Consider the following 23,857-nt stretch of genomic DNA (forward strand, 5'->3'; position numbering starts at 1 on the left):
CCTAATGCTCAGAATTTATGCAAAAGGTACTATGTCGCTAGATTCATACATTAACAATCTACGATATCAGGGACTGGTCGACCTCTGAGGATTCATGGAGCTTGATGTCGAAAAATGGTCTTTGTAGCTCTTCCACAGCCACACTAACAAAGACGCATTCATCCCAATCACAACAAATAAAGCCGGCAAACCTCCTAAATTAGACATCATTTTTATGCCATCTACGCCAGAAAATGCCGTCATTGACCAAGCAACTAAAGCAATCACACTTCCCCATAGCACCTTTAGTTGAGCCTTCGCTTTCTTAGCTCGTTCATTGTCTTCATCATTCGATTCGATACATAAAGAAGAGATTGCCTCTGTATTCGAATCCGCAGCCGTCACATAAGCTAGGAAAGAAATAAAGATAAATAGGCAGATAAACAACATCGGCAGAGGTAACTGGTCAAGCAAGCCGTAAATTACTGCTCCGGGTCCATTCTCGTTCAGCAGAGCAAAGTAAGCGCCATTGCTGCTCATATCTAGCTCTAGAATCATTCCTGAGAATATCGCCATCCACATCATTGAGAATGTTGCGGGAATAACCAGGTTCACAATCAAAAATGTGCGAACCGAATGTCCCCTAGCTATTTTGCCTAGGAATAATGCCACGACCGGAGCCCACGCTAACCAATTTGCCCAATAAAATACCGTCCAGCTCTTAGCCCAGTTATCTCCATCTTGAAGGTTTAGTGAGAAGCTTCGGCTTACAAACTCAGACAGATAATTGGCTAACGCTTGGCTGCCATTGTGAAAAATGACGTCAGTTGGTCCAAAGAAAAACGCGGTTAAAGCTATCACTACGAAGATGCAAGTATTCACAGAAGATAGGCGTGCGATTCCTTTGTGTAACCCTGAAACAGAAGAGGCAACAAAACACACCACAATGGTTGCAATAACAAAGCCCAATAGCAATGCGCTATTTTCCCAACCGGTGACCTTTTCAATACCACTAGAAAGCACTAAAGCTCCTGTTCCCAAAGAAGAAGCCATTCCAGCTACCAGAGCAAACATGGATATTGAATCAACAACGCCACCTACTTTGACCGAATATCGCTTACCTAATATTGGTTGCAGTGCCGCACTAATGGAAAATCGACTGCTTAGGTTATAGAACGCCAATGCAAACGCCAGAGCTGGAATTGCATAGATTGCAAATGGTGTAAATGACCAATGCATATACATGGTAGAAAGAGCAAAATCCGCGGCTTGCGCTGAACCTGGAAGTAGGGAAAGTGACTTCGGAGGAGCATAGAGGTGGTACAACGGCTCTGCCGTAGCCCAAAACAACATACCTGCCGCAGTGGTGGTACAAATCGTAATCGCTCCCCAACGCCATTTACTTAGTATCGGTTTTGCACCCTCACCACCTATAGTGACACGGCCTAAAGGAGAAAAGAACACCACAATACAAGTCAAGACCATCACAAATGCCCCAGCTGAAAACAGCCAATCAAATGTGTTCAAAATCCAAGCGTTGATTCTGGTTGTAATTTCTAGAAAAGCCGGTAGGTCAACAAGACTAACAAGTACCGCAACGATAAGAAAAAAGAGTGGCGGCAAAAAGATCTTAAGCCTTAATATGTTGCTCATGAATCAATCCTTTATTTTAGGATCTTCGCTGCAGGTGATTAATAATAAATGCAATTGCAAATCTATAATTATCCATGCCCTCTAGCCCTCATGAATAAAGGCGTGACATGACCTAGTATATCGAGCGAGAAACCCTTTAAATTAACTATTCGTTGATTTTTAAAGCAGGAAACCAATGTGAAACTTGGTTTATATATTGTGATTTATAATATGGTCTAGCTCTGTCTAAACGACGTCCAATATTACGTTCATATTATGAACTATCTACCCGCGAATAATTCTAATCGAGAGCTATCCTATTCATGAAAGCTCTATAAAAAAAGAAACTATCGACTATTTACAGCTAAAGTTTGATGGTTATGTCAATTTACCCAACAATCGGGTTACCTCTTTTGGAAACTACCAAGACGATCACTAAATTGCGCACTTCCGCCCTCACCCGTTTCACATTGAAACACACCTCTTGCTTAATAATTCCATTTTGAAACATCCTAAAGATACGCTTACTTAAAGTAAAACCTCCGTTTTGGCAGCTTCCAAAGAATAAATAGCCCCCATACTGTGAAAAAGGCTTCTGCAAGTAGGTACAGCAGCATGGTGTCGTTGGGTTGAGACTCGATTGCAATACCAACCGTACGAGCTAGTGCCATAAAGCCGGCCAACAGCGTGGAAGCGACCACCGACACTTTCAGTGTTTCGTTTCTTATGACGAGCAGAATGAGAATGATGCCGACTGCGACAGACATACCGCCGTAAGTTGCGCGTACATCAATGCTGGCAGAATAAGAAAACAGAGCGCTATCAGTGACGCGTTCGAATAGAGTGTTGGGAGAGAGTGTAAACAATACACCGTAACCAGAAAAAATCAGAGCCGTAATCCAAACCATCAATTTTGCTTGTATCATAAAAATCCCGCTAGAGCAGCTAACTATCAGAAGTGTAAGTCACATCTCTTAATAATGCGGGATTTTCGTTTTGCTGTTCGTGGTTAAGGGAGCGAATTCTTAACTATGAAACTCAAGCATACCCTCTGTTAAAATGAAATCGATGATGGTATCCAGCCCCTTACTCTCTTTAAGGTTAGTAAACACATAAGGTTTCACAGGACGCATTCTTTGCGTATCTTGTTCCATCACCTCAAGTGAAGCTCCTACATAAGGGGCAAGGTCAATCTTATTGATAACTAATAGATCTGAACGCGTAATACCAGGGCCACCTTTACGGGGAATTTTTTCTCCCTCCGCTACATCAATAACGTAGATGGTAAGGTCTGCAAGCTCTGGGCTAAAGGTCGCACTCAAGTTGTCGCCACCACTTTCAACAAAGACCACATCAAGATTTTTGTGGCGTTTTGCCAACTCCTCCACCGCCGCTAGATTCATCGACGCATCTTCACGAATTGCCGTATGGGGGCAACCACCTGTCTCTACACCAATAATTCTATCGGGTTCTAGTGCTTCTGCTCGTGTCAGGATTTTGGCATCTTCTTGGGTATAAATGTCATTGGTTACTACGGCGATATGTAACTTATCGCGAATCGCCTTACAGAGTACTTCTAGTAGTGCTGTTTTGCCCGACCCAACAGGACCGCCAATGCCAATTCGTAATGGTTGTTTGTAACTTTCCATAGTCTTTTCTATCTCCTCCACTGTTTCGTCTAAGAACGAAACAGTCTGGTATATTGTGTTTCGTGTAGGCTGCTGGCGATGGATACCGCAGGAGTAAAGCTGCCAATCATCCACTCTTCGGTCGCCTGTGCAATTGCTAATGTTTCAGCAAAATGGTTTGATAAATTGATAAGTGCCAACTGTCCATCGGTCTGACCTAGTGGCACCAGTTTGACACCTGCCATCACCAAGTTTTCAGCCCAGCTCCATAAATAGCCTTTCTTTAACTCGGCTAACTCGATATTCCAGTACACCGCAGCAACGCATAGTCCGAGAAGCTGTGTAGCTGGGTAATCACTGAGTTCAACGTCTGGAAGCTCGACTTCCAGACGTTTGAGTAACGTATTCAAAGCAAGGCCACGCTGCTTCTCTTCTGCCCGTAACTCTTTGGTTTCTCGACTGCTGTAGATGCGTTCCGTAAGCCGCTGTATTTGTTCGCTATCTTTTGACTCTACCGCCGCATACAAACGTTCAATGATGGGCAGTTCCAACGTCGCGACACTGTTAAACAGCATATTCGCTAACCAGGTTTCCATTGATTCGCGATTTGTTACCCAGCACGCCTCTACCGCCCACTCTAATCCTTGCGAGTATGTAAACCCGCCAATCGGCAGTGATGGGCTTATCAGCTGAAAAAGTCGGTAACTAGAAACATCACCGCTAACAACCTCTGCATTTGATGTGCTTTTGTTTGACACCATCGCGTCATCTTCTGCTGCGTTTGAGGCCATACATTAAGATGCCATTAAGAATGCAGAACTCAGCGCCGCAACACCAACCGCCATCCAACGTGAAGCGACTAAATGGCCAATTTGAATTCCGACAGCCATTAACACCGTCGCACCCATCGCCATTCCCATAGAAAACTGACCGAGTGTGCCTTGCGCTTCAACGCCGTGAGCGTAGCCGTGAAAGAACATCATGCCGATACACAAACCAACAGCCAGCTTCACCATTTGCTGCGATGCGCTAAATACTTGCCAGATAGCCGCACTAACGACAAACAGAGAGGCGACAATGGCCATCTCCACACCAGAGACTAGACCAAACCATTTCCCGGCGAGTAAACCAGCCATAAGAGTTATCAGTGCCCCCACAAGTAAGCCTATCTTCTGAGCTTTGCTTATCGTTAAACAACCCACCAACAAACCGAAAGCAACAAGCATAATAAGGTGATCAACACCTGTGATGGGGTGCAGCAAACCGCTAGTGAATGCCATTGAGTCGTGACCTGGATGAGCAAAAGCAAACGCTGGGGTTAAAAATGACAGCGCTGTTGTTGTCTTGAACACTGATTTGGCGAACTTTGATTTCATTGAATATTCCTTTTCTTGTTATTGGGCTTAATAGATATTAATTAGTGATGATGGTGATGACCGCCACTCTTGCCGCCGTATGCCCCACCTTCCGGCTCGAACGGAGCAAGCTCTACTGAAACGGTGGCGCCTAACCCTTCGACCATTTCATCCAGCACATGATCATGTTGGTAACGAACCCAACCAAACTCGACTTGTAGCGGTACATGTCGATTGCCTAGGTGATAAGCAACGCGGGTTAGCAGATGTAGGTCACTACAATAGATGGAAGAGACCTTTTCCGGCGCAGCTTTAACTTCTATGACTAAGCCGCAGCGGCTTTTTAATTGCTCACCACCGCGCAGAATATGGCCTCTGGGCAAAAACAGCCCTGCATCACGACCATCATCGAGAATCACTTTCAAACGGCTCTTGATTCGACTGTCAATCGGCAAACTCAAGAAGGCATGAGGCCGAGTCGTGGGTTGTTGGGTAATTTCTACTAGCTCTATCACTGTATTGTCCTCAATGCTTAACTGTCTGTTTTAATTAAAATAAGAAGTAGCGCTGCGCCATTGGCAGTACATCCGCTGGTTCACAGACCAACAATTCGCCATCCGCTCGGACTTGATAAGTCTGGGAGTCCACTTCAATATTTGGCTGCCAATCATTCAGCTTCATGTCAGCCTTACTGATAGTGCGACACTGTTTAGCAACACCGATGAGGCTGTCCAATCCGAGTTCCTCAGCTATTCCAGCGTTTTGTGCCGCTTGAGATACAAACAACATCGACGTGTGCTGAGAAGCCTTTCCATAGCTACCAAACATCGAACGATAGTGAACAGGTTGAGGGGTAGGAATCGAGGCGTTAGGGTCTCCCATTGGCGCCATAGCAATCATGCCACCTTTAAGAATGACACTTGGTTTTACGCCAAAGAAAGCCGGTTTCCAAAGTACCAAATCAGCCAACTTCCCTACTTCAATTGAACCAATTTCATGAGCCATACCATGGGTAATAGCAGGGTTAATGGTGTATTTGGCGATATAACGTTTCAGTCGGAAGTTATCGCTATAGCTTGAGTCTTGCGGCAAACTGCCACGTTGTACTTTCATCTTATGCGCGGTCTGCCATGTGCGAGTAATCACCTCGCCAACTCGTCCCATCGCTTGTGAATCTGAGGCGATCATAGAGAACGCCCCAAGATCGTGAAGAATGTCTTCCGCGGCAATCGTTTCGCGGCGGATACGCGACTCAGCGAAAGCAACATCTTCTGCGATCGAAGGAGAAAGGTGATGGCACACCATCAACATGTCCAGATGTTCATCCACCGTATTTACGGTATAAGGTCTGGTTGGATTGGTAGAAGAAGGCAACACGTTAGACTCCCCTGCCGCCTTAATGATATCTGGCGCATGACCACCACCCGCCCCTTCTGTGTGATAGGTATGAATAACTCGGTCACCAATTGCCCCCAACGTCGATTCAACAAAGCCCGATTCATTCAATGTGTCGGTGTGAATCGCCACTTGCACGTCCATCTCATCCGCGACGGTCAAACAAGTATCAATAGAAGCAGGTGTGGTTCCCCAGTCTTCATGCAATTTTAAACCAACCGCACCTGCGGCTACCTGCTCACGTAATGCCTCTGGCTGACTGGCATTGCCTTTCCCTAGCAAACCAAAATTCATTGGGAATTGGTCGAGGGACTCCAACATACGATGCATATTCCAAGGGCCCGGAGTACAAGTTGTCGCGTTAGTACCAGTATTCGGCCCGGTACCACCACCGATCATGGTAGTAACACCAGATGCAAGCGCTTCTTCGATTTGTTGCGGACAGATAAAGTGGATATGTGAATCAATGCCTCCAGCGGTAAGGATTGAGCCTTCTCCTGCCAACACTTCGGTTCCGGGGCCAACAATAATATCGACACCGGGTTGAATATCGGGATTCCCCGCTTTACCAATCGCTGCGATACGGCCGTTTTTCACCGCCACATCGGCTTTAACGATTCCCCAATAGTCGAGGATCAGCGCGTTTGTGATAACGAGATCTGGCGTTTGACTGCTAGGCAATTGACTTTGCCCCATGCCATCACGAATGACTTTGCCACCGCCAAACTTAACTTCATCACCGTATACCGTGAGATCTTTTTCAACTTCTAACCAAAGATCAGTATCCGCTAAACGAACTCGGTCACCCACCGTAGGACCAAACATCTCTGCATAGGCTTGCCTAGAAATACTCGCCATTATTCTTCCTTGTTGTTTTGAGTTAGGCGTCTTATAAACTGCCCATGACCTTACCTTGAAATCCGTAGACTTCGCGTTTACCCGCAAAGGCAACCAGCTCCACTGTACGTGATTGTCCGGGCTCAAAACGCGTTGCTGTACCGGCGGCAATGTTTAAACGAAATCCTCGCGTCACTTCACGATCAAAGCTGAGTGCATTGTTAACTTCGTAGAAATGGTAGTGAGAGCCTATCTGAATCGGACGGTCACCAAGGTTTTCAACGGTCACCGTTACTGTATCTCGCCCTGCATTGAGCTTAATATCGCCTTTTGCGGTTTCAATTTGTCCCGGGACAAAGCCCGAGTACTTTGCTGTCGACGCTGCCATAACTCCCCCGCTAAACAATTGGTTCGTGGACAGTGACAAGCTTAGTCCCATCGGGGAACGTGGCTTCAACTTGCACATCAGGAATCATCGAAGGTACCCCTTCCATAACTTGGTCAGATGTGAGTAAAGTGCGTCCGAAATCCATTAGTTCTGAGACCGTTTTTCCTTCACGTGCCCCTTCTAAAATGGCACTTGAAATAAACGCTACCGATTCAGGATAATTAAGCTTTAGCCCTTTCTCTTTACGCTGTTTTGCCAACATCCCGGCGCAAAAAATCAGCAGTTTGTCCTTCTCTCTTGGGGTTAATTCCATTTAATAACCTTATGTTGTGAATATTGAATTTCGATCAAGTTGCCCAGATTCTTGGAGGCTCAGGACAGTCACCAGTCCAATGCTGGCGAACCAACTGCCAGATCTTTTCGAAGCACGCCAAGATCACTTCGCTCCAGTTTCCTAAGGCACGAATAACCAGTAAATTTTCTAACTGGCTCGCAGCAATCAACACTGCGCCTTCTTTGTGTTCTTGTTGCATGTTATTGAGCAAGGTCTGTACCAATTGGTAAAAATCCTCATCATCAACTGAAATGTAAACGGCCCCCATCATTTGATAATTCAATAAACCCTTGCTTTTCAGTAAGTTATCATCCCCGCGAACATTCAAACCTTCAGTCAGTAGCAACTGATTATCAAGGTAAACCTCTGTTTTTCCGAGCAAATGACCTGAGCTAAATCCCTCATTTAGTGCAGGCCGCCCAAAACAGTGCATTTCCCAGCCCAAAAACTGTGCACCACGCTCCAAATGGATTTCGGTATCAAGGCGAACATGTGCATCAGGAAAAAAGATGTTCTCTTGCGGTAGCCACTCCAACCGAGAGCCGCTGGCAACATGCAATGTTTGCTTCTGCCTGGCGTATTTAGATTCCGAACGATAAAACTTAGTCGCACCCGGGGTGGTAATAAGTGATTTGGCACCTTGAATAGCATGCACACTGATCTGTAGAGTATCTCCACCAACGACTCCTCCGGGAGGATGGAGCAAGTAGGTATGGCAAGGGTTGCCCTCTGGATACAGAGGGCGCTGAATAGCGAGTGGACCTTGTTGAGAGCGGTGTTTTAATACCGTTTTATCGCCGCGATCAATAAAGGTTAAGTCGAGACTCGCTTTCCAACCGAATTGAGTGTGAGCATCTATTACTTGTCCAAGCTGACCCTGAACCGCACTACTTCGATTGGCGTCTATTGTTTGTTGATTTGTCGCTGGTGAACTCATACTGTGAGGTACTCCTTAATTAACGCATCGTCTAGGGTCGACATCTCACCCGCCGCAACTTGCCTGCCACGATCCAGAATGCAGAATTGGTCTCCTACTTTTCTGGCAAAAGGCAGTTTTTGCTCCACCAGCAATACTGTTAGGCCAAGCTTTTCATTCAACATTCTAATGATGTCACCAATCTCCTGGACGATATTGGGCTGTATGCCTTCGGTAGGTTCATCGAGAATCAACAGTTTTGGATTAACGACCAAAGCTCTACCAATAGCTAGCTGTTGCTGCTGACCGCCCGACAAATCGCCACCGCGACGATGTAACATCTCTTTCAAGACTGGGAATAAATCGAAGATAAATTCAGGAATGCGTCTATCGCCTTTGTCACGAATCGGCAGACCAACTTCGAGGTTTTCTTGAACGGTCAACATGGGAAATATCTGTCGACCTTGAGGAACGTATCCAATACCCATACGAGGTCGAGATTCTGCGTCATGCTTAAGTAGCGACTCTCCGTTTAATTGAATATCTCCGCTTGAGACTTTCACAAGCCCCATAACACACTGAAGTAGCGTGGTTTTGCCCACGCCATTTCGTCCCATCAGTACGGTGCACTTACCCTTCGGAATCGACATGTCCAAATCCCACAAGGTATGACTTTCACCATAAAACTGGTTCAATGACTGGATCTGCAACATGTTATTCCCCTAAATACACTTGTTTTACTTCTGGATGAGATTGCACTTGATCCATGGTTCCTTGCGCCAAGACATGTCCTTGATGGAGCACGGTGACGTGACTGGCAATAGAGCGAACAAAATCCATATCATGCTCTACCACGACCACTGAGTGTTTACCCGTCAGCGAATTCAATAGCTCTGAGGTGCGGTCCATTTCTTGATGAGTCATACCTGCTACAGGCTCATCCACCAGCAACAACTTGGGGTTTTGCATCAGCAACATACCGATCTCTAACCATTGCTTTTGTCCATGTGATAATTTGCCAGCCGTCAACGTGGCATGATCTTGCAAATGAATCAGCGTCAATACTGACTCTAGCTTGTCCTTTTGTTCGCCAGACAGTTTGGCAACAAACGTCCCCCAAACCCCACGAACGCCGGACATAGCCAACTCTAAGTTCTGCCAAACGGTTAGACATTCAATAACGGTCGGTTTTTGGAACTTTCTACCAACACCCGCATTGGCAATTTCAGACTCGTTCATTTTTAACAGGTTAATATTAGAACCTAACCAGACTTGCCCTGTGTCTGGCTTCGTTTTGCCCGTAATGATGTCCATCATGGTAGTTTTTCCCGCACCATTGGGACCAATGATGCAACGTAACTCCCCCTCTTTGATATATAGGTTGAGATCGTTGATGGCCTTAAACCCGTCAAAGCTTTTGTTGACCCCTTCCACATACAAAAGGACGTTATGACGAGTATCAATTAGGGGGTGATGATCCGGTTTTAAAAAAGAGAACACTTCGTCTCGACGAGTCAATTCTTGAACTGAGCTTTTCAGTTGTTGGGCTCGATGCAGCGTCGTCATACTGTGACCTCCTCTGCCTTAGTTTTCGGGTTAGATGCCTTTTTGCGGATTTGTTGAACTTTGTCGGAGAAGAAGCCAATCAACCCCTTAGGGAAATACATCGTTGAGAGGACAAACAACCCACCCAACGCAAACAACCACACTTCTGGAAACTCGACCGTAAACCAACTCTTTGCATAGTTGATCACCAATGCCCCTACAATGGCACCGAATAATGTAGCGCGACCGCCAAGGGCAACCCAGACAACCACTTCAATGGAGTTGAGAGGTGCAAACTCACCTGGGTTAATGATACCGACCTGTGGGACATATAAAGCGCCCGCAATACCTGCTATGACTGCCGATAACACAAAGATCCATAGTTTGATACCATCTACGTCATAGCCCATAAATCGAGTTCGTGACTCAGTATCACGAATCGCCATCGAAACACGCCCCAATCGGCTACTAATGATGGTTCGACAGACCACATAACTCGCCACCAAAGCGATGCCAGTAATCATAAATAGCGCAATTTTGGTGGCGTCTTGCTGTAAGCTAAAGCCCAAGATGTCTTTAAAGTCAGTGAGGCCATTGTTGCCACCAAATCCCATCTCGTTACGGAAAAAAGCCAGCATTAATGCGTAGGTCAAAGCCTGAGTCATTATGGATAAATACACGCCCGACACACGAGAGCGGAAAGCGAGATATCCAAATACGTAAGCCAAAGCACCAGGCACCAACACTACCATCAAACAAGCAAACCAGAATTGGTCAAAGCCCTGCCAAAACCAAGGGAGAGCTTGCCAGTCTAGAAACACCATAAAGTCCGGTAAAATAGGATTACCATAGACACCCCGATCACCAATTTGACGCATCAAGTACATGCCCATGGCATAACCACCTAAAGCAAAAAAAGCCCCGTGTCCAAGACTCAAAATCCCTAGATAACCCCAGACTAAATCCACAGCGAGTGCCAACATGGCGTAACTGAGATACTTGCCCATAAGTGAAATGGTGAAGGTTTCAACATGAAGTGGGTGACCTACTGGCAACAAGGTGTTCGCCAGTGGCACGACAACAACAGCAACTAGGAGAGCCAGAATGGTAAGCTGACCACCCCTATCTCCCCTTAATGCCGATAGAACAAAAGATTTAGATTGCATAGTGTCAGTTATCCTTAACCTTCAGCCGCTCGCCCGCGCTGTGGAAATAAACCACGTGGACGTTTTTGAATGAACAAAATGATGAATACCAATACCAAGATTTTGGCCAATACCGCCCCAGCCCAAGGTTCAAGGATCTTATTGAATAGGCCAAGGCTTAATCCCGCAACGAGCGTTCCCCACAAGTTACCAACGCCACCGAACACCACCACCATAAACGAGTCTATGATGTAGGCTTGTCCCATATTCGGGCCCACATTGGTGAGCTGGGATAACGCCACTCCTGCCACTCCTGCTACTCCAGACCCTAGCCCGAACGTCAAGGCATCCACTCTCTCGGAGCGAATGCCCATTGCTCTCGCCATAGCTCTATTTTGTGATACGGCCCGAACCTGCAAACCCAGTGGGGTTTTCTTAAGCACCATCACCAAGCCGATAAACACCATGATGCAGAACAAAATGATGTAAAGACGGTTATAGGTAAGTGACAACATTGGGTTGACTTGCAGCGCACCTGACATCCAATCAGGTGTGCTCACTGAGCGATTAAGTGGAGAGAAAATGGAGCGCACAGCTTGCTGCAGGATCAAACTGATCCCGAAAGTCGCTAACAAGGTTTCTAGTGGTCGACCGTAAAGATGACGAATGACGCTTCGCTCAATGGCAATACCTACTAGTCCAGAGACAATAAACGCCATAGGGATAGAAAGAATCAGCGCTAGACCAATTTGGTTTGGCATTAACTGCTGCATGACATAGGTGGTGTACGCGCCAATCATAATCAGCTCACCATGCGCCATATTAATCACCCCCATTACACCAAAGGTGATGGCTAACCCGATCCCAGCAAGTACCAAAACCGAGCCTAAGCTGAGCCCGAAAAATACCGTCTCAACCCCTGAGTAGAATTTTTGACTCTGTTGATAGCGGTCTAATGCGCGCTCTGCTGCACTGCGCACGAGTTCGTCAGTCTCCGTTTTCAGCACTTGATTAAGCGTTGATAACACTACCGATTGTTTGTAGTCAGATAGAACATCAATGGCGGCAATCCGCTGCTCAGTGGTGTTGCCTGTTAGAGCTTCATCAATGGATAGTGCGAGACGCAACAGGCTTGCAATCTCTTGCTCCGTTTCAATACTGGCTCTTTGTTTAAGACGGGAGATAACTGCATCGTCGGTTTGCCCCACTAATGCCGTTACTGCATTTAAACGAATCGTCGCATCGGCATGATCCAATCCGAGTGAGGCAATTTCTAGACGAATTAAACTTCGTAGCTTGTTGTTTACTCGAATTTTTTTGAACTGACGAGAAGACTCGACATCGAGAGTAGTATCGCTCCATGCACTGACGACTTGAGCCGCATTGCGGATATCGCTTGATAGAAATAATTGTTGGTATTGGTCACTCGATTTGTCATTGAAATAATACAGATTGCCATGTAGCCAAGCGGTTAACACAGATTTAGCGACGTCGCTGGGTTCGTGGTCCACGAGCCAAGACATCGCCGCTTGTTTTTGAGGGGTGCTTTTTCCTATGAGCACTTTTGAGAAAGACTCTCGGTCACTTACGTTTGCCAACGCGACATTCGTACTCAAAATTAAGAGCACGACCACTTTCAATAATTGAGTTATGTTTTTCATGAAATGCGTCCTTTGCGTTGCCCTCTCTTGAAATACATTGAGGACAAGATCTAAAAGGTGCTTTCACGAGAAACCGTGAAAGCACCATACCGTCTAGCAACTAGTTTGCGCTTCCTGAGCACTTACCAGTTTCGACGTTGAACGCACCACAAGAAAATGGTTTAGACCAACTAGAATAGAGCTTTGCAGATTCTGGCAAGAAGTTTGACCATGCATCACCAGCCACTAAGCCCGTAGTTTCCCAAACGATATCAAATTGCCCGTCGTCTTGAATCTCACCGATCAAAACAGGTTTGGTAATGTGGTGATTAGGTAGCATAGTCGAGTAGCCCCCAGACAGATTCGGCACCGAAACACCAATTAGCGCATCTTGAACTTGTTCTGCATCCGTCGTACCCGCATTGGTTACCGCTTGAGTCCACATATTGAAACCAATGTAGTGTGCTTCCATTGGGTCATTCGTCACTCGTTTGTCACTCGCGATAAACTTCTGCCAAGTTTCTACAAATTCTTCATTTGCCTGCGTGTCGACACTCATAAAGTAGTTCCAGGCTGCCAGATGCCCGACTAACGCCGACGTATCCATCCCAGATAGCTCTTCTTCACCCACTGAGAATGCGACTACGGGAATGTCCTCCGAAGAGACACCTTGCGCGCCTAACTCTTTATAAAAGGGGACATTCGCATCGCCATTAATCGTAGAAACCACCGCCGTTTTTTTACCCTCAGAGCCAAACTTCTTAATGTCTGAAACAATCGACTGCCAATCAGAATGACCAAATGGCGTGTAACTGATCATGATGTCTTTCTCACTGACGCCTTTGTCTTTTAAGTAAGCTTCTAAGATCTTATTCGTCGTGCGCGGATAAACATAGTCCGTCCCTGCCAGCACCCAACGCTCGACGTCCAGTTCGGTCATCAGGTAGTCAACGGCAGGAACGGCTTGCTGGTTCGGCGCGGCACCAGTGTAGAACACATTCTTCGAAGACTCTTCGCCTTCGTACTGCACTGGATAAAATAAGATGCTGTTTAACTCTTCAAAAACGGGCAACATCGACTTACGAGAGACCGATGTCCACCCACCAAACACCACATCTACTTTTTCTTTTTCCACTAATTCGCGAGCTTTCTCCGCAAACAATGGCCAGTTGGAAGCTGGATCGACAACCACAGCTTCTAGCTGCTTCCCGAGTAAACCGCCCTTTTTATTTTGCTCTTCCACCAGCATTAAGATGGTATCTTTTAGCGTGGTTTCACTGATGGCCATGGTGCCAGATAAGGAGTGCAATACTCCGACTTTAATCGTTTCTTCCTCAGCCACTGCTATACCCGATACAAGCGCCATTGAAGCACTCACTGCAGCAAGTTTAAGTTTGAACGTCATGTTCATGTTGGATATCTCCTTATTATGAATAGTTATGTCTAACTTTCATATTTCAAGAAGAATGCCAGATATGATAAGAATAATTACATAACCTCAACCAACTGAATATTAAAGCTTTTATCTCAACCAACTCCAGATTGAAGCTTAATACTCATTCTGGTGCGCTGCATATTGGTGCAATCATAGGTAGAATTTCACCAAGTTAGCGATATCTCTCGCAATATTTATCACCTGTCTTTGTTCTTTAGCCTCAAGCTAGAAAAAGCCTCCTTGGTTAACGCTTCCATATAAGAAAAATTGCGACTAACTCGACATCTCATCTAAGGTAACTGATTGCATACCATGTTGATTCTTATTAATTTAATAAGACAGACAGCAGGGAGAAAGCGATGCAACAACAAACCTTTAGCGAATTTATCAAACGTGTTTTGGTGCTCGGCGTGCCTATCGCTTTGCAAAGCTTACTGATGAGCAGCTTGGGGTTTGTTGATAGTTTAATGATCAGTCAATTAGGTACTCAGGAAGTCGCTGCTGCAGGTATTGGTGCGAGGATATTTTGGGTTTCTATCGTTTTTATCTGGGGATTAAGCTCCGGAATGGGGATTTTACTTGCTCAATATTGGGGCGCACAAGATGAGCATGGCCTAAAGAACAACCTTGCATTAGGCACTATTGTGACCCAAATATTTGCCTTTCTTTGCTTCTCTATCTGCTTTTTTACGCCGCAGTTACTGCCTCAACTGTTTAATCCAAGTCGCGAAGTACTTACACTCTCTAGCCAATATATACAGCTACTGGGCATCGCAACCCTGCTATCAGGATTAGCCATTGCCACGGATACGGCACTGCGCTCCATTGGACAAACGCACATCAATCTTTATTTGTCCATCATGGAGATTGGCCTGAACGTTACGTTGAACTACGTACTCATCTTCGGCCACTTTGGTGCCCCAGAACTTGGTTTACTTGGCGCAGGCATTGGCAGTGTGATCGCGCGTAGTATTCGTCTTATTGCCGTCATCACGATTATCTATTATCGATACCCAGTGCTTGCCATTCGCCTTGAGCATATATCCAATGCCTTTAAACCGGTGCTGGTTGGTAAGTTTTTCGCGATTACCTACCCTATTGTTGTCGGAACCTTTATTTGGTGCGCGGGGATCTTTACCTTCCACTTGATTCTTGGCCGCATGGGCGAAACCGAACTGGCGACTATGGCTGTGATTACGCCGTTAGAGTCTATTGGACTTTCTGTGGCTCATGGTTTGTCTAGCGCTGTGGGTATTATGATTGGCAACAGTTTGGGTGCGAATCAGTTTGGACTCAGCACCATTTACGCACGCTGGGCATTCAAATCCGCCATTCTTCTGGGCGCCGTGCTCGGCGTACTATTACTGATAATGCAAACTTCCATATTGCAACTCTATGGAGCGCTATCGTTAGACGTTATCGACTTGATGACACTAAGCTTCCCAATTGTCGCGTTGAGTATCTTGATGCGCAGCATCAACATCACCTTGATTGTGGGGATTTTGCGTAGCGGCGGAGACAACAAATTCTGTATGAATATGGACTTTGTTTGTCAGTGGGTCTGGGCAGTTCCTCTCACCGCTTTGGGTGCGATGTTCTTTGACTGGTCGTTTCCGGTAGTATTGTTAATGATGACATCAGAAGAGATCGTCAAAGCTTTCCCCGCTACTTGGCGTGTTTTCAGCCATCGATGGGTCAACAATCTGACTGATAGCGAAGTACGACCCACCGCTTAACATGCGCTTTCAGGCAGCTAACCAATTTCAAAAGAAGTCACACCAAAGGTTCTACCAAGTGCAATATCAGGACTGCCCTTGGTATACATGCGCGCCGTCTCAAAACAGGCGGTCATTTGATGATTTGATGCCAACTCTAGTGCTGCTTTGTTGGTTTCAGGGACATCTAGAAAAACCGGCTGTTCTGGATTAACACTCGAGGTAAGTCCAGTATAGAGCATGTTTGCAATACTCATTGAGTCAGCAAATAACGGTCCTATTTTATACCCGTCTTTGCAAGGCCGAATAACCCCAATACCTTTAATATCAGAAGGTGTACCAGCATACAAAGCCACACTGTTTGGTTGAAACAGCCATGATTGATAGAACGCCTCTCGATGTGACGGGAAAAAGGGGAGCAAGTAATGTTGAGCTAAATCCAAACTTACACTACGCAAAGGCTTGATAGTCTCTTGATTATATGGCGATGATGCGGTCAGGCTTTGATAGCGAATATTACGGTGTGACAAGACAAATCCAGAGCGCTTGTAGTTGTCCTGTTGGTCTACGACGCCATCCAAAGCAACATTGCAACCCTCTAAATAAGCCATACCTTTACGCCAAATTTGTATTCCATATCCTTTCCCCCGATACTCTGGTTTGACGATATAAACCCCCAAGAACCCAAAGCTATGGTCATATTTGATCACTGAGATACACGCTATCGGCTCACCGTCTAAACTCCCTAACAAGAAGCCGGACGGATCAGCAAGGAAGTACTGCTGCGCATCATTGAGCCCTGGGTTCCAGCCTTCTTTCGCCGCCCAATCCACCGCTAACTGCACCTCTTCCAAATTCATTTGTCTAATATGAAATCCCTTCATATTTTCACCTTTCATTACGTCTACTGTTATAAGTAACTTAGTGGGCAATACAAACTTCGACAACAAGCTCATTGGAAGCGACTAAAGGTCGTGCTAGATTTTGTGAGTCATTACCAAAAAGAACGAAAGACATGAATACATTTCCTAACTGGCTTCAAGGTGAAGTCATCAAAGACAAGGTTACTAACCCTAATATTCAGGTTGGCGACTACTCCTATTACTCTGGCTTTTACCACGGCAAGAGCTTCGAAGACATTGCCGTGCGCTACCTACTGGGCGATAAACCCACGAGAGAATTTTGGGAAAGCGGTGCTTATACCGATATTGATAAACTGATCATCGGTAAGTTTTGCTCTTTTGCGTCAGGGGCAACGTTTATGCTCGCGGGCAACCAAGGGCATCGACTTGATTGGATTTCTACCTTCCCATTCTCACAAGAAACCTTCGGTGCAGATGTCAAAGATGGCTTTCAGAAAGCGGGCGATACCGTCATTGGCAACGATGTGTGGATTGGCAGTGAAGCGATGATTATGCCTGGTGTCAAAATCGGCGATGGCGCTGTCATTGGCGCTCGTTCGGTTATCACCAAAGACGTAGAGCCCTATGCCATTGTGGTTGGACATAATACGGTGATCAAAAAACGTTTCAGCGAAGATCAGATCAATAAATTGCTTGAGATGCAGTGGTGGAACTGGCCTCTAGATACACTAAAGCAAGTTATGTCCGTAATGTGTAGCCCTGATATTGATGCGTTGTATCAATACTACCAATCACATCCAGACTTAACGCATTCATGATAACTATTTAAGTAAGCTAACTTATTGTCGCTTCATGTAAAACCTACCAGCTGCTGACAGGCCGTTAACTCGACAATCGTGAATACATAGACAATGACCTGAGAACACACATCTCTTAGGTCATTCATGAACAAAAAATTCTCCCAAAAAGCGCTATTACTCATCTTATTCTTGAGCGTTTTGTCCTCCCCTACCTTTGCTGATCCTTGGCATAAACACTTCGACAAACCGTGGAAAAAGCACAAACATCATAAGAAAGAAGTTCACATTGTACACCACTATGAGCCACATAGATTGCCGGACTCCGCCGTTATGCTAGCCATCGCAGGCGTTACCTATGCGTTGATTGATGGTCACTACTACAAAAAAGAGAAGCACAAATACATTATCGTAGAGAAGCCACCAAAGAGACGTTATCGACTAGGACAAATGGTGAAAAAGCTCCCTGAAGGGGCGACAGCAGTAAATAAAAGAGGACAACAGTACTTTGTTTCGAGAGGAAATTGGTTTCTTGCGGTGAGCAATGGTAAGTACGTTGTGGTTGAGCCGTAGCTCTTAAAGAAGGGGGGACTTAGGCGATACTCACATGAACTGCTTTAGGGAGTATCGCTTACTTTTCAAATCCTTGAAAGGCTGGTTACATAACCCAAGTTAGGCTAAGTAACAAAACTACAGCTGAAGTCGCAAGATACATAGTTAGGATAGTTGCGATCTCACCTAGAGTAGAAGTTGAAGATTTTGATGCTTTTTCTACTTCTGTAGTTTTCTCAGTGTCCAATGTTGATAGAAGTGCTGCGTTCATTTTCTCTACCTTATGTAATAACATTTCAAAAGACAGAGCGAATTTTACTCATTTCGTGACGAAGGTCAAATGTTTTAAGTAATTTAATTACAAATAATTTTATGGATTGTCGATTAGTTTATCTAATCCTATCCGGCTCAATTGTCGCCATCTCATTGGATGGGCAGACCTCAATTAAAAGCGTCGGGTTAGACTCGAAACAAACTGACGCTTTTTACTTCCATTCTGTCCATACTCCATAGAAATAGACCAATCTCGATTGAAGTTATAGTTGGCACCCACTAGCCCTAACCACTTATCAATATTCTCTTGCTCGACCTTGTAATCAATAGACTCACTGGTTCCTGGGATAGGTTGTGAGCCTGAAATGGTCAAACGGCTATCCAGATAAGTTGCCCCAGCATAAATGGCAATGGATTGAGTGCCTTTAAGTGGAATTTGCTTACCAACACGAGGGGAAATATTAAGAACAAATCCTTCAGCATCACTACGACGCATATCCGCATAAGAGGCCGAAATTGGCACCGTAAAGAAGTAGTCTTTCCATCCTGAAGCTAGGATAGTACCAACGGTGTAGTTGGTACCACTTAGATCGGCGACTACGGGCACTGTAAGTGCCTTGTCTTCTACCCTGTTACAGATTGGCTTATTCACCAGCTTGGAACAATCTATACCTGCTTGATTGATAAAGTCGTTCCCATCAATAGTAAATTGAATATCGGCTTCACCACTGATTTTACCAACTGTTGCAAAGACATTCATAAACGGGAATACCCAAGCATCTAACTTTAACTGTGGAGTTTGTGTATGGCTGGTATTGTTATCAAACGACACGAAGTCAATCGGTACTTTGTTAGAACCTCGAAAGCCTACTTCTAAATCATTAAGCTGCATTTGTTGGAATGTATCGGCATAAATCACACTAATACCAAATGGCTTAGGCAAGCTAAATCCTTTATCAATAACATTCTGAGCATAGAAAGGTAGTGCTCGGTCCCACTTTTTAGGTGGTACATCGCTGGTAGGAACAGGCTCTTTATTTGGTACTCGATTTTCCCCAAGCCCTGTCTCTGTTAGGTCATAGTTGACCGAAACCGACACAACTTTGGCACTACCGACAGCGCCGCCACCTGAACTAGAAATAAGATAGATAGGTACGTCTTCGTCTCTACCAGCTAAACTCATACTGCTAAACTGGCCATCTTCACCTAAAAACCACTCTGCTCCGACTGAAGGTTCCCAAGATCCACTACGATATTCCTTTAATGTTGAAGCATCATTGAAGATGGCCAACGCTTGAGTCGTGCCCAGTGAAAGGCCTGCCCCCACTTCGTATCGATTAACGTCGATATAGGTGACTGAGCCATCTCGTTGGTCATAGATTGCACCAACTCCTGTACCACCACCTAAAACTGGGATCTTTACGTTAGACATAGAGACAGCAGCATAACCATCAGCATAAGCAAGTTGCTCAGGTAAGTCAGGGTAACGTTCACTGAGCTGGTTGATCAGTATATCTGATGTGGCATTAATCTCTTCGCGGGCCGCTTGACGCTCTTCTGGAGGAATGGAAGAACTGCAACCTGCCAGTGTCAATATACTCAATGCAACAATGTATGGATATTTGCTGTGCATAGCGGACCCCAAGTCAAAAGGAGGGCAGCCTACTTTATTGTGCGCTACGTCTCATCATAAGACACCGATTCAATCAATTGTTAGCATATATTAATAGCTTTGATTCAATCCTGTAGCCGTTTAGCGGCTGAAACAAATCCTTCTCGAGCGTCTTCTATAATTGGAAAGCCATGTGCTGGTAGCAAAGCATCATAGTTCAACATCGCCTTCTCCATTAGCTCTTTAGTCGTTGGTTTAGCCATTTTCAGCCATCCAGGGCCAAAGTTACTTGAAGAAATGAAACCCATTTTGGGCATCATCCACTTTGCAAACCAATTGAAATATTCATCAGGTCGGGACCAATTCTGCATACTGTCGCCAGATACCAAAATGCCTTTCCCCCTTTGCAGCAAAATCAAGCCTTCCTTTGGGGTACTGGTGGAAAACTCATGGTAGGACGCATCATGAATAGGAAGATCATCACTCGATTTTAGAATTCGATCAGCACGATAGTATTCTGCACTTTCTTCACTTAAAAACCCTCGTATATAAGGCGCATCCACTGACCATAAGGTTGCTCCAAACGTTTCTTTGTAAAAAGGGTCATCAAAACCATGGAAGGCCGCCAATCGAATAACGTGTTTGACGTCGCCCAACTCATCTAACTCAGCGATGCCTTTGTCACTCAATCTCACCGAGTTTATTAAAATAAGGTCTCCTCCTTGTCTAATCACAATCATATTTCGACTAAAGACGAGATTAAACGGTCCCCATTTAGGGTGTGGCGCTTTCATGGAAACAGACCCTGTGACTAAATAAATATTTTCTAGTACCTGAGTCAATTCACCATGGGGTAACGCTTCTGGGTAGTTCATTAGGTCACCTAAATGTACAAACTTGATTTGATTATAGACAACCTCCGACAAATCACTACGTTACGTGACATCAAGTCAATCGATAGATCTTTATAATTTCATAACCAGTCAGTATTAAACATTCAATATAGAGAATAGTAACTACCAATCAATGGAACGCGCTCTCATCAAGAAATATTAGTAGTACTGACGGTATTCAATGCTTCTCCGAGTCATTTCTTCACTGAACTGCTCGATTTTATATTCATTATAGATTGCCCAAATTACCAATAGGGATCATTGGCAACTAAACGCGAATACTCAAACTATGAATATTGTACCAAGACCGTTATTTTCAGTGCGAATGCTAGCCCCTAAATACTGGGGAATCTGGTGCGCCTTTGGATTTCTCGCTTTCATCGTCAACGTCCTTCCTTACTCCTTTTTGCGCGGATTAGGCACTGGAACTGGATTATTGGCGATGAAAATACTCAAGAAACGGTCCCAAGTTGCCGCCCAAAATCTAGCACTTTGTTTTCCTCATTACACAGCTCAACAACGCGATTTAATACTGAGAAACACCTTTAAACGCACTGGCATCGCACTGTTTGAAACTGGTATGGCTTGGTTTTGGCCTGAATGGCGACTACGCAGAATCTCTTCCGTTGTCGACAGGGAAGTCCTTTTAGAACAAGAGGCGGCGGGGCGAGGAACCTTGGTAGTGTGCAGCCATCACCTAAATCTAGAAATGACCGCTTCAATATTCGGTCAGTTTGCTCAAGGTTTTGGCGTTTATCGACCTCATTCAAACCTAGTTTACGAGTTCGTCCAACATCGAGGTCGCACCCGAAGTGGCCATCAAATGATTGACCGAACAGATGTTAGAACCATGCTTAGAGCGCTTAAAAAGGGATGCCGACTCTGGTATTTACCAGACCATGATTATGGTCATCACAACTCAGTATTTGCACCGTTTTTCGCCGTGAAGCAAGCAGCTGTAACCGCTGGCCCTAGCGTCCTCATTGATGCCACAAACTGTGCCGTAATTTCAGGGGTTACTGTCGTACAAGACAATCATTATACGTTGCATATTGGCGAGGATTTGAGTGAGCAAATTCCAAGACGTGACCCTGAAACTGCAGCCAAGGTACTAAACAAGGAACTAGAAGGAATGATTGAGCGCGATATTCCCGGCTGGATGTGGCTGCACAAACGGTTTAAGACTCGTCCAGAAGGTGAGAGCAGTCTGTACTCTTAATGATCGATTCCCTAAGAAAACAATATCTAAAGTGAAAGGACATTTGTTATATGTTTCGACCCCTACTCCTACTATTAAGCATCGCCTTAACCTCACCAGTTAGGTCGATGGAGTATGAGACATTAAGTATCGATCAGCCATCGATCCACTATTCCGAGTTGGCGTTTCCAAATAACGATAACATCCAACCTAATCGCAGTGACTTCTCTGTCAATAACTATGTTCTCATGAGCAGCGAGTCAGGCGAGCGGTGGGCGGTCATTACTGTTACCAATACGTCCTCAGCCAAACGTACTATCAATCAAACACAGTTAGTTGCTATCTTGGCTAATGGCGAACGTATATTTGCTGAAGACTTCCATGAATCAGTTAGTCCGAACAAAACCACTTCTCTCACCATTAACTTTGGTTGGAACAAATTTCCAATTTTATCGATCGATTCAAGACACTAAGCGTCAATTAGCCGCTTGCCTTTTCTAAAAACAAAAAAACCAGTCAATACGACTGGTTTTTTTAACTTTGAGCTCGTGCCCTACCGCAAAAATTAAGCGGAGAGTTTCTCGCGCTCTTTAATGATGTTTTTTACCGGGTTCGCATAGCTATCAATTAAGAACGGGTGAGCACCCTCTGGTAAAGCATCCAATTTATCTTGAAGCGTCGCGCGAGTCGTTCCAGTGATAAACTCATCTTCCAAACCTGCAGCCAACTTATTGATTGGAAACAGTGTGTAGTTTTCGTGAATCTGACGATCAATCTCTTCTGCAAGCGCTTCTGGCGTATCAAAATCTTGATCGATTACGTCACCAAACACAACGTGAACACTATCTTTACGGCCTACAATACCTTGAACGATACTCTCGATATCTTCAAATTCTCCTTTCTCGTAGTTACCATGCGTCGCTTTCTCGTAAAGCTCGTTAGCTTTCGCGATGTCACATGGATCGTTTTCATACGAAATCGAAACAGGAACAATCTTTAAAGAACGGATGTACTCAGCAAAAGGTATCTTTTGCTTACGCCCTTCTACGTGGAACATTTTAAGAATAGCCGGATCAGTAAAATCGTTACCATCTTTTGCTCGGCCTTCTTTTTGGGCGATCCAAATGGAATTGCCTGTGTCCAGTGAGTGCTTAATGTATGACGACAAAGTACCCAACGCCTTCATCATTTCACGAGGGCCTTTCAAGGAGCGCTTTACAATAAAGCTCTTGTTTAGACGCATCAGTTCTGTAGCGCAAGGCTTCTTCAACAGGTTGTCACCAATCGCGATACGAACTGTTCTATGGTTCCCTTCATGCAGACCATAGTTGACTAGAGCCGGATCCATCGCAATGTCTCGGTGATTGGAGACAAATAGATACGACGTATTTTTGTCTAGTTTGTCGAGACCTTTGTACACCACGCCTTTCGTTGTCGTATCCAAGGTTTGCTCTAGGTATTTTTTTACCTCTAATTGAATAGCTTCAACGCTATCCAGTTTCGCCCACTTGAACTTTAAGTACACTTTTACCATTGGGCTCATAAGAGCTTTGAACCAAGGGGCATGATTTGAAAAGCGATGTTGCAAAATTGCATCTATAAACTCTGCATCATTAATCAAACGATCAATCGCTGCAGGAATCTCTTCGTCGTTGTACGGACGAATATCAATATATGGGTCGTTTTGTGTTGTCATGTTTGTTACATCAAATTAAAAGCTGCACT

The 23,857-nt window shown here is 45.0% G+C and carries 25 protein-coding genes; 5 read left to right on the plus strand and 20 right to left on the minus strand.

Translation table 11 applies throughout. The features are described 5' to 3' along the window. Positions 1-66: 66 nt before the first annotated feature. The 15 genes from JKJ11_RS21280 to urtA all read right to left on the minus strand — a co-directional run bounded on the left by JKJ11_RS21280 (position 67) and on the right by urtA (position 14,205). Positions 67-1,632: a BCCT family transporter gene (locus JKJ11_RS21280; RefSeq protein WP_088878828.1), complete on the minus strand. Its 1,566-nt coding sequence runs from the start codon at positions 1,630-1,632 to the stop codon at positions 67-69. 503 nt (positions 1,633-2,135) lie between these two features. After that, the gene (locus JKJ11_RS21285) at positions 2,136-2,537 is read right to left on the minus strand and encodes a DUF4345 domain-containing protein (RefSeq protein ID WP_252039974.1); all 402 of its coding nucleotides are present in this window, start codon (positions 2,535-2,537) and stop codon (positions 2,136-2,138) included. Between the two features lie 99 nt (positions 2,538-2,636). Then, on the minus strand, positions 2,637-3,260 hold the full coding sequence (ureG, locus tag JKJ11_RS21290) for an urease accessory protein UreG (RefSeq protein WP_006074664.1): 624 nt from the start codon (positions 3,258-3,260) through the stop codon (positions 2,637-2,639). A gap of 29 nt (positions 3,261-3,289) precedes the next feature. Next, positions 3,290-4,000, minus strand: coding sequence for an urease accessory protein UreF (locus JKJ11_RS21295; RefSeq protein WP_252039991.1), 711 nt, complete (start codon positions 3,998-4,000; stop codon positions 3,290-3,292). 33 nt (positions 4,001-4,033) lie between these two features. Further along, positions 4,034-4,615, minus strand: coding sequence for a HupE/UreJ family protein (locus JKJ11_RS21300; RefSeq protein ID WP_252039975.1), 582 nt, complete (start codon positions 4,613-4,615; stop codon positions 4,034-4,036). 41 nt (positions 4,616-4,656) lie between these two features. Next, positions 4,657-5,109, minus strand: coding sequence for an urease accessory protein UreE (ureE, locus tag JKJ11_RS21305; protein WP_006074661.1), 453 nt, complete (start codon positions 5,107-5,109; stop codon positions 4,657-4,659). Positions 5,110-5,143: 34 nt separating this feature from the next. Further along, entirely contained in the window at positions 5,144-6,847 is a 1,704-nt protein-coding gene (gene ureC / locus JKJ11_RS21310) for an urease subunit alpha (protein WP_006074660.1), read from the minus strand. A 31-nt stretch (positions 6,848-6,878) separates the two neighbouring features. Then, entirely contained in the window at positions 6,879-7,214 is a 336-nt protein-coding gene (locus JKJ11_RS21315; protein ID WP_006074659.1) for an urease subunit beta, read from the minus strand. 10 nt (positions 7,215-7,224) lie between these two features. Continuing rightward, positions 7,225-7,527, minus strand: a complete 303-nt coding sequence (ureA, locus tag JKJ11_RS21320) for an urease subunit gamma (protein WP_006074658.1) — start codon at positions 7,525-7,527, stop codon at positions 7,225-7,227. Between the two features lie 34 nt (positions 7,528-7,561). Further along, entirely contained in the window at positions 7,562-8,485 is a 924-nt protein-coding gene (locus JKJ11_RS21325; RefSeq protein WP_252039976.1) for an urease accessory protein UreD, read from the minus strand. Further along, the gene (gene urtE / locus JKJ11_RS21330) at positions 8,482-9,177 is read right to left on the minus strand and encodes an urea ABC transporter ATP-binding subunit UrtE (protein ID WP_006074656.1); all 696 of its coding nucleotides are present in this window, start codon (positions 9,175-9,177) and stop codon (positions 8,482-8,484) included. The genes JKJ11_RS21325 and urtE overlap by 4 nt, the downstream gene beginning before the upstream one ends. 1 nt (position 9,178) lies before the next feature. Beyond that, entirely contained in the window at positions 9,179-10,030 is an 852-nt protein-coding gene (gene urtD, locus JKJ11_RS21335; protein ID WP_252039977.1) for an urea ABC transporter ATP-binding protein UrtD, read from the minus strand. Continuing rightward, complete coding sequence (urtC, locus tag JKJ11_RS21340) at positions 10,027-11,175, minus strand: urea ABC transporter permease subunit UrtC (RefSeq protein WP_252039978.1); 1,149 nt, start codon at positions 11,173-11,175, stop codon at positions 10,027-10,029. Before urtC ends, urtD begins: the two co-directional genes overlap by 4 nt. A gap of 14 nt (positions 11,176-11,189) precedes the next feature. Further along, positions 11,190-12,815 carry an urea ABC transporter permease subunit UrtB gene (gene urtB, locus JKJ11_RS21345; RefSeq protein WP_252039979.1) on the minus strand — a complete coding sequence of 542 codons (1,626 nt, stop codon included), beginning with the start codon at positions 12,813-12,815 and terminating at the stop codon, positions 11,190-11,192. Between the two features lie 100 nt (positions 12,816-12,915). Continuing rightward, positions 12,916-14,205, minus strand: coding sequence for an urea ABC transporter substrate-binding protein (gene urtA, locus JKJ11_RS21350; RefSeq protein WP_088878837.1), 1,290 nt, complete (start codon positions 14,203-14,205; stop codon positions 12,916-12,918). Between the two features lie 383 nt (positions 14,206-14,588). On the opposite strand from urtA, the gene JKJ11_RS21355 reads away from it, so the two are divergent. Further along, on the plus strand, positions 14,589-15,965 hold the full coding sequence (locus JKJ11_RS21355) for an MATE family efflux transporter (protein ID WP_252039980.1): 1,377 nt from the start codon (positions 14,589-14,591) through the stop codon (positions 15,963-15,965). Positions 15,966-15,982: 17 nt separating this feature from the next. Here JKJ11_RS21355 and JKJ11_RS21360 read toward each other — a convergent pair whose 3' ends face one another. Further along, entirely contained in the window at positions 15,983-16,828 is an 846-nt protein-coding gene (locus JKJ11_RS21360) for a GNAT family N-acetyltransferase (RefSeq protein ID WP_252039981.1), read from the minus strand. Between the two features lie 131 nt (positions 16,829-16,959). Here JKJ11_RS21360 and JKJ11_RS21365 point away from each other — a divergent pair, with 131 nt between their 5' ends. Next, positions 16,960-17,625, plus strand: coding sequence for a CatB-related O-acetyltransferase (locus JKJ11_RS21365; RefSeq protein WP_006074648.1), 666 nt, complete (start codon positions 16,960-16,962; stop codon positions 17,623-17,625). A gap of 126 nt (positions 17,626-17,751) precedes the next feature. Beyond that, positions 17,752-18,177, plus strand: coding sequence for a DUF6515 family protein (locus JKJ11_RS21370; RefSeq protein WP_236111722.1), 426 nt, complete (start codon positions 17,752-17,754; stop codon positions 18,175-18,177). An 85-nt stretch (positions 18,178-18,262) separates the two neighbouring features. Here JKJ11_RS21370 and JKJ11_RS21375 read toward each other — a convergent pair whose 3' ends face one another. The 3 genes from JKJ11_RS21375 to JKJ11_RS21385 all read right to left on the minus strand — a co-directional run bounded on the left by JKJ11_RS21375 (position 18,263) and on the right by JKJ11_RS21385 (position 20,916). Further along, the gene (locus JKJ11_RS21375; protein ID WP_156020246.1) at positions 18,263-18,427 is read right to left on the minus strand and encodes a hypothetical protein; all 165 of its coding nucleotides are present in this window, start codon (positions 18,425-18,427) and stop codon (positions 18,263-18,265) included. A 174-nt stretch (positions 18,428-18,601) separates the two neighbouring features. Beyond that, positions 18,602-20,062 carry a hypothetical protein gene (locus JKJ11_RS21380; protein ID WP_252039982.1) on the minus strand — a complete coding sequence of 487 codons (1,461 nt, stop codon included), beginning with the start codon at positions 20,060-20,062 and terminating at the stop codon, positions 18,602-18,604. Between the two features lie 104 nt (positions 20,063-20,166). Then, positions 20,167-20,916 (minus strand): hypothetical protein, encoded by a 750-nt coding sequence (locus JKJ11_RS21385; RefSeq protein WP_252039983.1) that lies wholly within the window; start codon positions 20,914-20,916, stop codon positions 20,167-20,169. Between the two features lie 307 nt (positions 20,917-21,223). Here JKJ11_RS21385 and lpxL point away from each other — a divergent pair, with 307 nt between their 5' ends. Both lpxL and JKJ11_RS21395 read left to right on the plus strand, forming a co-directional pair. Beyond that, complete coding sequence (gene lpxL, locus JKJ11_RS21390) at positions 21,224-22,153, plus strand: LpxL/LpxP family Kdo(2)-lipid IV(A) lauroyl/palmitoleoyl acyltransferase (RefSeq protein ID WP_171392340.1); 930 nt, start codon at positions 21,224-21,226, stop codon at positions 22,151-22,153. Between the two features lie 50 nt (positions 22,154-22,203). Continuing rightward, positions 22,204-22,605: a hypothetical protein gene (locus JKJ11_RS21395; RefSeq protein ID WP_252039984.1), complete on the plus strand. Its 402-nt coding sequence runs from the start codon at positions 22,204-22,206 to the stop codon at positions 22,603-22,605. Positions 22,606-22,697: 92 nt separating this feature from the next. On the opposite strand, the gene JKJ11_RS21400 is transcribed toward JKJ11_RS21395, so the two are convergent. Beyond that, entirely contained in the window at positions 22,698-23,828 is a 1,131-nt protein-coding gene (locus JKJ11_RS21400) for a 1-acyl-sn-glycerol-3-phosphate acyltransferase (RefSeq protein ID WP_006070949.1), read from the minus strand. Positions 23,829-23,857 lie beyond the last annotated feature (29 nt).

This window comes from Vibrio sp. SCSIO 43133 (assembly GCF_023716845.1).
Lineage (GTDB): Bacteria > Pseudomonadota > Gammaproteobacteria > Enterobacterales > Vibrionaceae > Vibrio > Vibrio mediterranei.